At 46.4% G+C, this 13,631-nt stretch carries 10 protein-coding genes; 6 read left to right on the top strand and 4 right to left on the bottom strand.

Annotation, left to right across the window (positions count from 1 at the left end; genetic code table 11):
* Positions 1-215, bottom strand: a 215-nt coding sequence (locus PHF39_RS03015; protein WP_300220047.1) for a hypothetical protein, incomplete at its 3' end; no start/stop codon positions are given.
* An 805-nt stretch (positions 216-1,020) separates the two neighbouring features.
* Here PHF39_RS03015 and PHF39_RS03020 point away from each other — a divergent pair.
* From PHF39_RS03020 to PHF39_RS03045, 6 genes are all read left to right on the top strand, one after another.
* Complete coding sequence (locus PHF39_RS03020; RefSeq protein ID WP_300220049.1) at positions 1,021-2,337, top strand: hypothetical protein; 1,317 nt, start codon at positions 1,021-1,023, stop codon at positions 2,335-2,337.
* A 28-nt stretch (positions 2,338-2,365) separates the two neighbouring features.
* Positions 2,366-3,589 (top strand): hypothetical protein, encoded by a 1,224-nt coding sequence (locus tag PHF39_RS03025; protein WP_300220051.1) that lies wholly within the window; start codon positions 2,366-2,368, stop codon positions 3,587-3,589.
* Between the two features lie 395 nt (positions 3,590-3,984).
* Positions 3,985-4,893, top strand: a complete 909-nt coding sequence (locus tag PHF39_RS03030; protein WP_300220053.1) for a hypothetical protein — start codon at positions 3,985-3,987, stop codon at positions 4,891-4,893.
* A gap of 52 nt (positions 4,894-4,945) precedes the next feature.
* Entirely contained in the window at positions 4,946-5,161 is a 216-nt protein-coding gene (locus PHF39_RS03035) for a hypothetical protein (protein WP_015285904.1), read from the top strand.
* 1,360 nt (positions 5,162-6,521) lie between these two features.
* Positions 6,522-6,764: a winged helix-turn-helix domain-containing protein gene (locus PHF39_RS03040; RefSeq protein ID WP_300220056.1), complete on the top strand. Its 243-nt coding sequence runs from the start codon at positions 6,522-6,524 to the stop codon at positions 6,762-6,764.
* 714 nt (positions 6,765-7,478) lie between these two features.
* Positions 7,479-8,621 (top strand): competence protein CoiA family protein, encoded by a 1,143-nt coding sequence (locus PHF39_RS03045; protein ID WP_300220058.1) that lies wholly within the window; start codon positions 7,479-7,481, stop codon positions 8,619-8,621.
* Positions 8,622-8,986: 365 nt separating this feature from the next.
* Here PHF39_RS03045 and PHF39_RS03050 read toward each other — a convergent pair whose 3' ends face one another.
* The 3 genes from PHF39_RS03050 to PHF39_RS03060 are packed head-to-tail and all read right to left on the bottom strand — an operon-like array spanning position 8,987 to position 13,415.
* Positions 8,987-11,104, bottom strand: coding sequence for a VWA domain-containing protein (locus PHF39_RS03050; protein WP_300220060.1), 2,118 nt, complete (start codon positions 11,102-11,104; stop codon positions 8,987-8,989).
* Positions 11,105-11,110: 6 nt separating this feature from the next.
* Entirely contained in the window at positions 11,111-12,607 is a 1,497-nt protein-coding gene (locus PHF39_RS03055; protein ID WP_300220062.1) for an AAA family ATPase, read from the bottom strand.
* 31 nt (positions 12,608-12,638) lie between these two features.
* The gene (locus PHF39_RS03060; RefSeq protein ID WP_300220064.1) at positions 12,639-13,415 is read right to left on the bottom strand and encodes an NYN domain-containing protein; all 777 of its coding nucleotides are present in this window, start codon (positions 13,413-13,415) and stop codon (positions 12,639-12,641) included.
* Positions 13,416-13,631 lie beyond the last annotated feature (216 nt).

Below are 13,631 nucleotides of genomic sequence, written 5' to 3' on the forward strand. Positions count from 1 at the left end.
CGAGGTTTGATAACCTCTTGAATCTCGAAGACTTCGTCTTCTCCGTCTCGAGGTTTGATAACCTCTTGAATCTCGAAGACTTCGTCTTCTCCGTCTCGAGGTTTGATAACCTCTTGAATCTCGAAGACTTCGTCTTCTCCGTCTCGAGGTTTGATAACCTCTTGAATCTCGAAGATTTCGTCTTCTCGTGTCTCACGTTTGAAAACGCTCGACATTTCGCGAAAAAACAGCCATTAATTCCCTCATTTTCACTCACTTTCCTGTCGAAGATTCCCTTGGAATCTTCTTCTCCTCCAGGTCTTAAGACCTGTCGGACACCGGAGAAAAACAGGCAGGTATGGCACAGTTACAGCAGCGGATCGCGGAAGGGATCGGGCAAGAGGTGGGGGGATGTGGGAAATCTACCTTTTCCCGATCGAGTTTATCAATAGAGAACGAGCGTGTATCGACCGAGATTTGCATCCAGGGGTCGACCAAAACCCCCCATGGTTTGCTCCGGACTTCCCCCGGTTCGACAAAATAGGCGATCATCCAACAGAAAGGCAATATTTTAACGTTTTTAAGGGCAAAAATGGGGCCGGATTGTCTGAATATCCGCGTATGGAACGTATTTTCAAATCTGTGTACTGTAATCCGTGAAAAAATGCGAGTATCGGAATGACGGTTATTGTTTCAATATCCACAGATCCGGGGAGAAACCATGGTATCACATCCTTTCTCTCTCCGGGTTGTATTTTTCAGATTCTTTCATTGCAGCGGATAAGAAACCGGGTTTCCTATTTGCGGGAGACCGGACGTGTTAAGTTTTGACCGACAAATCGTATTTATAATAAACTATAATTTGAACCCGTGGACAGCCGGAGGTTGTCCCAGAACCAGAGAACGGGCCCGCCCCGGATCGAAGTGCGGCTGGACCCGGATCCTGCCCGAATGCACGTGAAGATAGTCTTCTGATTCACTGAAGGTTTCTTTGTGCAAGCGAGCGGAGCCAATGGAAAAAATCTAAGGACGTGATCAAAAATGAAACTTGGAAAAATAAACCTCCTGCTGCTGGCGCTGCTGGTAGCGGCGATGGCGATGATACCGTGCGTGAGTGCGAATGCTTTGAGTGCTACCGATAGTGAAAAAATATCAGAACTGAACGCTGCTTCCCTCAACCAGAGTAATACTCAATTACCTCGGTTACAATACGTCCAGACCCAGAAGAAAGCAATAATCAATGGAGAATTCAGGATGAGCGATAGTACGCAGAGCTCGCAGGTTGCCATGAGGGTAGCTGAATCGGCAGTCCCCATTGTGACAAATCTTCCATTTGGTGCGATTGTCGAGCATTCCAACAACGGGGTAACAACGGTATTTGATTCTGACGGGATCCAGCTCTTTGCTGTTGACGATGCAACTGCACCCCTGACCAATACTGTTGGCGGAGCATTGCCGGCAACATTCGTATTCGAAGTCCCGGATCAATCCCTGATCGTTGACGAAGGCGATATTACCCATGTGTTCTTCAATAATAACCGGATAGTATCGATAGTTGGAAAATCCGGCGGGGTACACGAATTCGTTTCGTCATCATTGCAGACCTACAGCCCCCAGACACTGTCACCGCAATGGATTGAATACGGTGAAACAGCGCGAATTTCAACGGTTGGACAATTCTCTGCCCGGTGGAATGTCCCAAAAGAACCTGTCCTTGTCTCCCCCTACTCACCCGGAATTTCTCTTGATGGATCGCAAAGCACTGTCTGGAATGGTCTAGAAGACACCAATGGGACCTACCTCCTTCAGCCGGTTCTTGAATGGTATGTACGAAGCAAAGCAAGTGATCCTTATCCCACTGAAGCGAACTGGAGCATCGCATCATGGTGGATTTCTCCCAAAGAGAATAACGGGAATGGAATTCACTCAACCCGGAGATACGGAATCCCTTCGACCGGAGAACTGGTTGAATCGGGAGATCTCATCCAGGGAAATCTTTACCACTCGGGAGCAATCTGGAGTGGCGCGATTACTGACCTGACATTGGGAATCAGTTCGACACTCTTCCTGAATTCATCTCAGTCTTCAGATCTGACCTATCGCAATCTTCAGGCATATACTGTACTCGAGGGATGGAATACCGTTGCCTTAAACCCGCAATCCTACAACTCCAGTTACCTGCCGGGAAACACAACATTTACTAATATTCTTATCAATGATATATATGGGAATTCTGTGATACCGGCATCTATGCCCGGATATGTTAATACGGCGAACTGGAGTCCGACTGCTTACGGTTTATCGGTAACGAATTCATCATGGCCTGCATCGATTTCACTGAATACCGGCAACAATTAATCCCCTTCTTTTTTTGGGAGGAATACCAGTGAACGCCCGCCATATTCTGATTATTTCGTTGCTCATTTTTAGTACCGGGATTGTCGGTGCAGAAGAACCTCATACGGGAAACTGGAGTAATGTCGTCATATCCCCTGAATTCGGGCCACGATATGATTTCGGTACCGCAGTATTCCACGACCGCATCTGGGTGATTGGCGGTCATACCCGCAATGGATACTTCTGGGGTTGTTCCGGCAATTCGACCTGCGATATGAATGACATCTGGTCATCTCCCGATGGGCAATCATGGGAAAAGGTGACCGATCATGCAGCTTTCAGCCCACGTTCCGGTCATGGTGTACTGGTATTTCATGACCGTCTCTGGGTCATAGGAGGATCCGGAACGAATGATGTCTGGTCATCTCCCGATGGGGTAACATGGACGCTGGAAACCGGGCATGCCGGGTTCAGTCCGCGCAGCGATATGGGGGTAGCAGATTTTGACAACCGGCTCTGGGTTATCGGCGGAGGCACATTTGACAATCTGAAAAACGACGTCTGGTCGTCTCCTGATGGGATAACATGGACTGAGATCACGAACAGCACGTCATTCAGCCCAAGGTATGGAAAGGGAATTGTGGTATTTAATGACCGGCTCTATTTGGTCGGAGGTACCGGAGACAGTACATACACGGATCCCGTCACGGATTATACGTATATCAGCGAAGGTGGATCGAAAGATGTGTGGTCTTCCAAAAACGGATTAAACTGGACATTGGTCACAGCAGATGCTCCGTTCAAATACCAGGAATTTACTCCGGTAGTTTCCGCGAACCGGAAGATCTGGGTTATCGGCGGGGGAAACTGGGAAACCCTGGCAAAACATACAAAATATGCTTCCCCCCACGCATTCAGCGAAGTCTGGTCTTCGCCCGATGGTTATAACTGGACGCTCGAGAATGAAGATCCCGGGTTCAGCCCACGCTTTTTGCAGGGAGTTGTCGTGTTCAGGAACGGGATATGGGTTCTCGGTGGTACGGATAATTACCGGATAGCTGGCGACATCTGGAGTATGCCACTGCCGGGATTGGCTCGGGATATGGAAACCACGCTACCCGTTTCCGGGAATATTTCCCCCATGCAGCCGGTAGCGCTGGCAACAACTGTTCAGAGCGGAATTGATCCGATCTCCTGGGATCTTCTGCTTCTTACCGGGGCTGCCGGAGGATATTGCCTTAAAAAGCGGAATCATTATTCGGGTAATGCATGAAAGCAGGAGCTGTATTTTCGAAAAGGGTTATACCTTTGGCTGGGCGGCCATCATCCAGATGTCCGCCAATCCGGAGAGACCATGGTATCACATCCTTTCTCTCTCCGGGTTGTATTTTTCAGATTCTTTCATTGCAGCGGATAAGAAACCTCATTTCCTGTATGCATGTGTCCGAACGTGTTAAGTTTTGACCGACAAATCGTATTTATAATAAAATATAATTTGAACCCGTGGACAGCCGGAGGTTGTCCCAGAACCTGAGGACGGGCCCGCCCCGGATCGAAGTGCGGCTGGACCCGAATCTCTCCGACGGTACGTGAAGAGTGGCTTCTGATTCTCTGAAGACAATCTTCAGTGCCGGCGAGTGGAGCATAAGAAAATGGAGTTGACGAAAAATGAACATTCCTAAAACATGGGTCGTCCTGCTTGCACTTTTACTGGCGGCGATGGCGATGGTACCGATGGTGAGTGCGGGAGGTGGTAATCCTGACGCTGCAGGAAATACATATCTGGATCTAATCAATCCTGTTTCAAATGGTGATATCAACCTGTTTGATAAAATGGGATTACAAAGACCGGAAATCGAGAAAAATTCGATTCCACTGAAGCGGTATGATGAATCGAAGGAGATTGTCGAGAGAATAATGGCAATCGGAAAAGTTACGAATGAAGCAAAATCGGTGATAGGATTATACGATTTTGGATCATCTCAGGTTCTTCTCATTGATAGCGGAGATTCTGTTCTTGCCCTTTCTTACGATGGAAATAAGGTAAAAACAACGAAAATTGTTCCCAAATTGTTAGGAGAAATGAAAGAATCCGGGCCTGCAAAACCGGCATCACTCCAGCAAAAAACACTTGGGGACTCAGTTACTACAAATATTCTTACACAACTGTATTCTATCTCAATCGAGTCTCCTGAATCTTCATCGGCGGTCAAGACAATTTATCAGGTTACTAAAACACGAACTGATGAGTATAAAAATTATTTGGGGGAAATCAGGGCCAGTCTCACAGTAACGGGAAAATTCTATGTGGATTATGGTATCAGCATTTCTTCAATCATTGATCAATCATCGTATTATGTGAGTTTCCCCTACACGATGTGTTCGTTTACTCATGCTGGTTCAGGCACGGGGTCAACTGCCGGACAGGTAAATGCTCATCTTAAAACAGGAGCGGCATTTGCAAGGGCTCAGATGGATAATTGGGTTGGCGAAAATGCATGGATGAATCTAAATCCATGGCAGGGTGGAAGCCAAAGTACCTGGATGTCTGGAAACGGTGATGGATGCACAGGATAATCCAAATATTTTTTTATAATAATTTTGCAAATACTCTTCAGGAGAATGTATTATGGATAGACAGGCTAAAAAGTATCTCTCGCTTCTGGCATTTGTGCTAATCACATTCTATAGTATGATGACCAACTACTGGATCTTGTGGGCGGTGATCACACTCATGATATTTACCGATAATACTCTTGACTCTGTAAAGGAGTGGCTTGATATTCGGCAGGACCGGTATCTTGAAGCGATGAAGAATCTGCAAGCCCCCTCAGTAAAAGATTAGGTCAACCTTGAGTCCATCCGGCAATCGATTCTGAAAATCAGGATTCGATTGAATTCACTGGATGTTGAGAAGAATAGATTGCAAAACGGGATCTAACGCTATGAAGAAAAATCACTTGATCATTTTCACGATCGTCTGCGGAATCCTCGTAATCTACGGGGCAATCTCATTTCAGTGGGTGATGACCTGTAGCATTATTGCATTTTTTATCCTGTTCCTGATCGCCGATTATCTGATCGAGACTTTGTCATCGATCCGCCTGAATCTCGAAAAAATCGAGCAACATCTCAATAAAAAAACATGAATGTGATTATTCCCTGACCGGGATACTATCAATGAGGTACCTCGTTCCTAATAGGTGTTCCTACAGGGTACGACGGAGGGAGGAATCCGGGCCCGAAACGGGCTCCGAATCCTCTCAAAATCAGAAAATTTGTGATAGTTTCGCTAAAAAGCGTGACTGTTTCGCGAATTTCTCTGGGATCCCTGTCAATTTTACGACGGTGGAATGACTCCGGAGCACGGGACAATATGGGACAATTAGCGCGAAGGATTGCGAAGGGGGGCAGGGTAATCTAGGGGGGGTCCGGGACAAGGTCGCCCGGTGGGTTTTTCGTGGGGGTGTTTAATCCGGGCGCGTATAGGGCCCGGATTCTTCCATCCGGCAGGTTTTACATGTCTCATTCGCGATTTTGCATGTCCTTATTTTTCAGACCGGGTAAGAATGCGCTCTGTTTGCCGAATTAATACAAATTCTCGTTCTAAAACATGTCTCTTTATGTCTCTTTAGGCAGGCTCTTGGACGGGATGTAGGGCTCTGGCATAGAAAAGCGGGGAAGTCGTTGGAGGAAGTGCGATGTGAGGATTATCCGGAAAAACAGGGAATCGGAGTCCGTATCATCGATTTTTGGGAGTATTCCAGAATATGGGGATCCCGACGAAGAACCCCTTGCGTTCTTCTGTTGCTCCAGGTCGAAGGATCCTTCGGCTCCTTCTCCTCCTCAAGGTTCGAAGATTTCTGCAGAAATCTTCTCTTCATCGAGGTCCTGATGAACCTCTCTGATTCTATCGAACCTTTCGGATTCTGAAGAACTGTCGCATGACGAACTGGATCCCCGATGTCGGTGTCTGGTATAGTCCTCACGGAGTGACCTTGTCCCTATTCAGACAAGATTTTTCAGCCGGGGGAGCCACTCCGGGGCGTACACACGTCCCTGTTGATTCGGTGTATGTTCGCCAGGCACCGGGGGAGTATTGGACGGGGAAGGGGATTATGATATTTTTTTGTGAGTGTATTTGCAACGTCGATACCACGCACTTGCTACCAATATTCATCTTGTATTTTCCCCATTTTTATAATATGTTTGAGCTGGTGAGTTTTGTCGGCAGGGGGCGAAACAGGAGACAGGTTCTCAAAGCCCTCTATAAACCAAGCTCGCCAACAGATCTCTCCCGGCAGACCGGTATTGATCGTTCAACGATCAGCCGCGTGGTCCTGGAACTTACCGGGAAAGGGCTCGTCGAGTGCCTGACCCCGGATGAACGGATGGGCCGGTATTACCGGATAACCGAGGCCGGGAAAAAAAGTTCTTGCGGTGGTTGAGGGGAAAGGGGAGTGAGGTCTGGATCCTGCCGACCTGATAGTGAGAATCCCTCAAGAGGGCTGTGAGAATCCGGCCACGCTACGGCCCCGGATTTCCCTCTTTTCCGGTTCCAGAGGGAATAATTCGAAGACTCCGTCTTCTCATGTCTCATGTTTTCAGCATTCGACATCCCGGGAAATGAGGGAATAATTCACGTTTCATTGACCATTTTTACGTCTGAAAACCAGCGGTAAATTTTAGCCACATTCTTTTGGCCGATCTCCTGCCGGATGGGGCTCTGGGTGGGGGGATGGAGGGAAATCCACATTTTCAGGGAACGGTCTACGACGGAGATATCTCATTTCCCGACGGTGTGCCCCGGATCCATACCCCCTCCCGGTTCATTTCACGTGCCCATGCCCAGAAAAAACAGAGATCGGCCAACCGGGAGGTCCTATATTGACATTTTTTCGGGGAAAATGTGCGTCCGGATGGGGGAAATACTCGCGCTACGGGCGTATTTTCAAAACAGTGTACTGTAATTCGCAAAAAAGTGCGATCCTCCAAAAGTCAGTTTTTCAAAATGGGCTCTGATTTGAAAAAGGAGCGATTTACGGGGAGAAAATTTTTACGAGGGTGTGTCGGGGAACTCGTGATCGGACGGGCTGTAGGGGGATGTGGATAGGGAGAACCGGGAAAATATCGTTATAGGGTGGAAAACAAATCTGGATCACATGCCCTTGAAAGCGATTATTGACGGGGAAACAATAATCGGTCCTGATCTCTCAAAAGACGAATGGGCAGAGCTGAAGATCCGGCATAAAAAAGGGCTCCCGGTCAGGATGTGCTGCTGTGGTGCCCCGGGGCATTTGCGGACAATAAAAGGAACTCAGCATTTTTACCATGCGGCTGATACCGGATGTCCCCATGACAACGAATCAAAAGAACACCTGGAGATCAAATATCTCATCTACAGGATTTGTCAGGCCGAACAATGGGAGACCTCGGTAGAATTCCCTTCAGCAGATCGTACATGGATCTCCGATGTTTTTGCACAGAAGGATGGAAGGAAGATCGTTTTTGAAATCCAGTTGAGTCCTATCCCATCATCAGACCTGCTGACCCGCGATAAGAAATACCGGGATGAAGGGATTGAGTCGTACTGGCTTTTAAACAACTACCTTGACCGGGCAAAAGAATTCAAGTCATGGTATGACAGCCTTGTTTACCCTGATGATGACCGGAGGAAGGAACGAATCCCGTATATCGATCGCTCATTCTTTTTCACCGGGACCGAGAACCACCTTTTCATTGCCAAGAATATCCGGACGGTCGGGCTCCGTGCGAAAAAGCAGACGCTCTACACCACCAATAATCCGGAAATTCCGCTTGCAGTCTGGGTGCGGGAAGTCCTGAAAGGAAACTACCAGAAGTATCTCCAGGAAAGCGCCGCGATCTTTCAACGAAAACATGAATTGAGATCCCAAGCCTCTCCTGCGTTGCTCCGGTTAAGGGATTTTTATCAGAAGATTATCCGTGATGAAATCTATCAGGAAAAGGTCAGGAAGTATTACCGGAAAATAGCTGGAACGGAATGGTTGAGGGACGATAGTGTAGTGCAACAAAAATTCCGGGAAATTTCTGATGAAACCGACTGGCTCAAGCGGGAATATGAAACGATTATGTCTGAAAGTTATGGTTTGTTCTCCTGGAAAAAACTCCCGGGGTACAGTACATCATACCCGGTTTTCCGGCTTGAATCGGAAGCGAAGATCAAAAAACTGGATGAGTGTGTCCGGATATTCTCGCAATGGGAGCATGCGTTCGATGATGCCCTTAGAAAGCTTGACCGGGAGATAACGGCACGGGGGGAGTGAGGGGCGGGGGTGCCGGGGACAAGGTCGTCCGGTGGGTTCTCCGAGAATTTTTGTCGTAAATAGCACAAATTGGCTGGACGATCACGAGGCTGCACGAGGCCTTGGCAGGGGCGTTTGAACTAGGAGGCGGTTTTTCGCTGGGCCACAACCGGGGGAGTTTGAAAAACGATGATTGGAGAATTATTTTCTTTTGCCACCTGATTTTGTTGGGGCATGATTTGGGTTCATCTGGTTTGATCGATTATCCGCGGCAGATTTGTGACTCGCGTTGTTCGGGTTCTTTACATTAGCTCGCTGATTTGCTGCCATTGTATTCCACCGGAATGAGTATAGGAAAAAAATGTTTAATACCTTTGTGCAAAAAATTACCGTCCGATTCGGGGGGATTTGGAACGGTCTTTCTTCTTTGTTTTTTCTGGATTATTTGGTGATGCAATAAACCGGATCATCGTTGCAGGACTATTCCTGATAGACCAGTTCTGGTCCCTTTGGATGAAATAGGTATAATCAGAAATGGGTGTCAGCCCCCCGGCCGAATGATGGTCAACAATCAGGGAAAAGACTCTGGCTTCCTGGTCTTCTTTTACTTTTTTCCACTCATTAATGAGAGCCTGATCTGAAATTGCTGAATCACCATCGGTGATGAAAAGTAAATCAGCACCTTTGAAGGCCGGTTGCTTTAATGATTCCAGACCGGATTTCAATGCGGTATTGAAGTCAGTTCCTCCGCCAAAGGTTCCCTGCAAGAACTTCAGGAATTCTGTTGCCATTTTCTTCTTTGATGTCAGTTCGATTTCATCGGTAGTGTTCCGTCCGGAAAACAGGATTACCTTGACATCCCGTTCCTGTTTGATCATCTTTTTCGTTAGTGCAAGGATGACAGATTTTGCCACGACTTCCGGAGTTCCCTGCATCGAGCCCGATGTATCAACAAGTGCGACAACCGGCCCCTGCTCTTTTTTCTTTGGGGGACCATCTGTCCAGTTTTTTCCCCGCAGGTTGTAGGTGAGAAGTTTACCTTCCGTAAAATCAGCATACAGTTTTTTCCTGAGGAGCGGGTGATGAAATTTCACCGCTTCCATAGGCAACATGCGGGAGATATCGTTCGAGCGTGTGATCGAATGGACTTCCGATCGACCCATCGGGGAGATTGATTGCTTTTTTATTCCATATTCCAGTTCTATCCGCCCGATAAGCCAAAGGATCTCTTTGAGTTCAGCGTTCTTTTCAACAATTTTTGCATATTTTTCCAGGTTGGCGATATATTCCTGTTTCAATGAGGTTGAATCCAATCCCCATTGATTTGCCGGGAAAAGCTGAGCAAGGAAGTCAATCGTTTCAAGATGCGGGCGAAGTGTCTGAAGCATTTGATTAACCGGATCAAAAACTGATTTTTGCATAAGTGCCTGGAGCATCTTTTCGGTGTTCGGCATCTTTGAAAAACTTGAGATATTTTCAGTCCTCGGTGAAGTTGACTTGGTTTGATCACCGTCTTGATTTTGTTTTTTCTCCTGAATCTGTCGGAGCATTTGTTGAATCATCTCATTCAGTTCGGAGGGACTCATCCGCTGCTCATTACCCCCCTCCTCTCCTTGTGACCCCTGCCCCTCTGCGGGTTCACCTCCGGAATCCGATCCATTTTCTATCTCCGAATCTTCCGACCCGGCTTCTTGATTGTGAGATTCAGGATCCAGTGATTCCGGATTTTCTGAGATCTCTGTATCTTCGGCATCAGATGAATCAGTCAACTGATTACTGTCATCACCTTCAGGAATCTGAGTTTCTTCCTGACCAGCAGAGGCCAATTCGTTCTCGGCATCATCAACCGCTTTTTTTAATGCATCAATGAGATCATCGATCGCATCAGGATCAATTTCTGCATCTGTGTTTTCGACTGAATCTATAAGTTCCTGAAGTGAAGACAGGGGTTCTGATACTGAGTTACAAATTTGTTCAATAGATTCAGGAGGGATATCTCCGTCATGGGACATCCGGTTAATCAGTTCAGATAATTTTTGGAGCAGGTCGATGATCTCCTCATTCATTGAACCTGGGGGATTCTCAATTTCCTTGTTCCATTGCTCCTCCGTTTCTTCAAGGAGTTTGGCAAATTGCGCGAGAAGATTCTGCATCTCCTCATCGAGATCGTTGTAGATCCCCTCCCGTATTTTCGGGAAATTGTCGATGAGATCGAAGATTTTTGTAATAAACAATTCCGTGATTGGGGCGGCTGCTTCCGGAGATTCTGCAGCCAGTCCTTTAAGGGATTTCCAAAGATCCGAATGGCGGAGATGGATGAGCAGTGGGTAAAAAACTCCGTATCGCTGGATGAATTTCTTGGAGTCTTTGATCTCGATTGATTCTCCCTCAATCAGTTCTGCAACGAGGATTGATGCCAGATCCTCACGGACAGTTTGGGGAATATGGCGGGGTTGCGCTATTATTCCGTCGATAAGAATCTTGTTTTTTCGGGAATACTCCATTTTCCTTTACCGACCCCGTATTGACAATGTCTTGGACCTTTCGTCAGTAGTCGTTTCCACATCCTTCTGTTGGGTTGATGAAAAATTATTAAAAGATCCGCGAACTAAATCCAGACTTTTCTCAAGATTGTATATTTGGTTCAGTTTTTGTTGTTGGACATGTGAGATTTCATCTTTGTCATGAGGAGTGATCCAAATATTTGCCTCAAGATTTTTTTTCACCTGATCAAATTTGTCTTTAACCGATCTTCTCTGCCGAATATACTTCTCTTCAAGGGACTGGAATTCTTTTTGATAGAGAATTCTTTTATCCGCGTTGATGCCCTCGATTGGGGAATAAGCATGTTCTTTTTTTAACTTTTCAATTATTTTTTCAAAATCTTCACCATCCTGGTAATAATTACGATCGAGGGTAAATTTTGTTTTTTTATTGCGGTTATGATAATCTCGGAGTTCGGGGTAATTCTTGAAGTTCCCATTGGGATATCCACTACGATCTACATAATAGACAGTTACTGGGAAATTCTCATCGCTGAGTATCTCAGTCTCCGAATCAACGAGGTTTTTAAAAGATTTTACATCATTTTCCAATTTCTCGGAATCGATACCTCCGGTAACGAGTCTCTGAATGATTAACGTTCTCAGGGCTGCCTTTTGATCCGGCACATCCCAGAGCATATGCTGCAGGAGAATCAGCATAGTCCGATCGACTTTCTTCCTCCCGTTCGCTGCTGCGGCAACTTTCAGCACATTGACAATCTTCTTCCAGCGTCGGTCAGAAATTCTGATGCTTTCAGTATCATCAGACTCCTTTCGTTCCAGATCTCTTTTTAGTGAGAGGATGATATCCTGCACTTCTTCAGATAATTCAACGGATTGGGCATGAGCCCGGATTTTTTTGATCTCTTCAACATTGAGTTTGACCTTTGGAGAGAATTCCCCATTATTACTAAACAGCAGGGATTTGACATTGTCCTCGTTCTGAATATACCGGACATCATACCGGAACAGGAACCGGTCATAGAGTGCTTCCAGGTTCTCATCTTCTTCCGGCAACTCGTTCGATGCACCAAAGACCGTCAGAAGAGGTGTATCGATAACCTCTGTTCCATTGTGGAACCGACGCTCATTGAGAATGGTGAGAAGGCTGTTGAGGATCGAACTGTTTGCCTTGAAAATCTCATCAAGGAGTGCGATATGCGATGTCGGAAGACAACCATCGGTTTTGCGTTTGAACTCATCCTTCTCAAGGGATTTGATTGAGAGCGGCCCGAAGATCTCTTCCGGGGTTGTAAACCGGGTCAGGAGATAATAGAAGAACTGGGCTCCATCGATCGATTTACAGATATTCTGAGCCAGGTATGTTTTTGCCGTCCCTGGAGGCCCAAGATAGAGGACATTTTCATTGGCAAGAATCGCGAGGATTGCGCCAAGGATCTCTTCATCACGTTCGATAAAATGCTCTTTGAATTCTGTATGTAATGCCTGAATTTCTTCTTTCATTAGCTCACTTCCAAAAAAATTTAAAAACGGATTACTTTTTGGATTTCTTTGCCTTTTCACGGATGTAAATTATTTTTCCTGGTTGGTCTTTGGATTGTTTTTCATCAATTTCAAATAAATCAAGCGTTTTGATCAGATCATATAATTTCTTAAACCCGTAATTCCGCGCATCAAACTCAGGCATCGTCTTCTGGAGATTATTGCCGACAAGACCGAGTTCCGCCCATCCTTCATTATCCGATGAATCTTCAACACTGTTCTTTAACTTTGTCAGGAATTTTTTGTCATTTTTGGCCGGGTTAATTCCGGTGTTCTCGTTCTGGATGGCTGCCGGTGATTCTATTGATTCAGTCGAACGCAGGATTTCCGTGTACGTGAATTTATCACATGCATCAACGAAGGGTTTCGGGGTTTTCTTTTCACCGAACCCGTACACGATCAGACCGGACTCACGGATCCGTGATGCGAGACGGGTGAAATCGCTGTCACTGGAAACGATACAGAAACCATCCAGGTTATTGGCATGAAGCAGATCCATTGCATCGATGATCAATGCGCTATCCGTTGCATTTTTTCCCGAGGAATAATTGAACTGCTGGATGGGGACGATTGAATGTGCCAGTAGTACATCCTTCCACGGCTGAAGCTGCGGCGTGGTCCAGTTTCCGTAAATCCTTTTTACCGATGCTATCCCGTACTTGGCAACTTCTTCAAGAAGATTTTTGATGATACTTGCCTGGGCATTGTCAGCATCGATAAGCACGGCCAGTTTTTTCTGGCGCTCGATAGGCAGAGAAATGTAATCCATTACTTCAACATTTATTTGAAACATTATATTCCTGATTATTTGATTGCCGGGGTCACAGTGTTGGGAGGGTTCAGGGGCAATCCAATCCGGCCCCGCTACAGCCCCGGATTCCCCACTTTTCCATTCCCGGCAACTAGGACTCGAAGACTATCGTCTTCTCGTGTCTCACGTCAGATGACGTTCGACATTTCGCGAAAAAGCAGCCATTAACCCCCC

This window comes from Methanoregula sp. (genome assembly GCF_028712425.1).
GTDB lineage: Archaea > Halobacteriota > Methanomicrobia > Methanomicrobiales > Methanospirillaceae > Methanoregula.

Bases quoted from the DNA above. Each gene is read 5' to 3' on its own strand.
- PHF39_RS03020 (WP_300220049.1), top strand. From the start codon at position 1,021: ATGAAACTTGGAAAAATAAACCTCCTGCTGCTGGCGCTGCTGGTAGCG.
- PHF39_RS03030 (WP_300220053.1), top strand. From the start codon at position 3,985: ATGAACATTCCTAAAACATGGGTCGTCCTGCTTGCACTTTTACTGGCG.
- PHF39_RS03045 (WP_300220058.1), top strand. From the start codon at position 7,479: ATGCCCTTGAAAGCGATTATTGACGGGGAAACAATAATCGGTCCTGAT.
- PHF39_RS03040 (WP_300220056.1), top strand. From the start codon at position 6,522: ATGTTTGAGCTGGTGAGTTTTGTCGGCAGGGGGCGAAACAGGAGACAG.
- PHF39_RS03050 (WP_300220060.1), bottom strand. From the start codon at position 11,104: ATGGAGTATTCCCGAAAAAACAAGATTCTTATCGACGGAATAATAGCG.
- PHF39_RS03055 (WP_300220062.1), bottom strand. From the start codon at position 12,607: ATGAAAGAAGAAATTCAGGCATTACATACAGAATTCAAAGAGCATTTT.
- PHF39_RS03035 (WP_015285904.1), top strand. From the start codon at position 4,946: ATGGATAGACAGGCTAAAAAGTATCTCTCGCTTCTGGCATTTGTGCTA.
- PHF39_RS03060 (WP_300220064.1), bottom strand. From the start codon at position 13,415: ATGGATTACATTTCTCTGCCTATCGAGCGCCAGAAAAAACTGGCCGTG.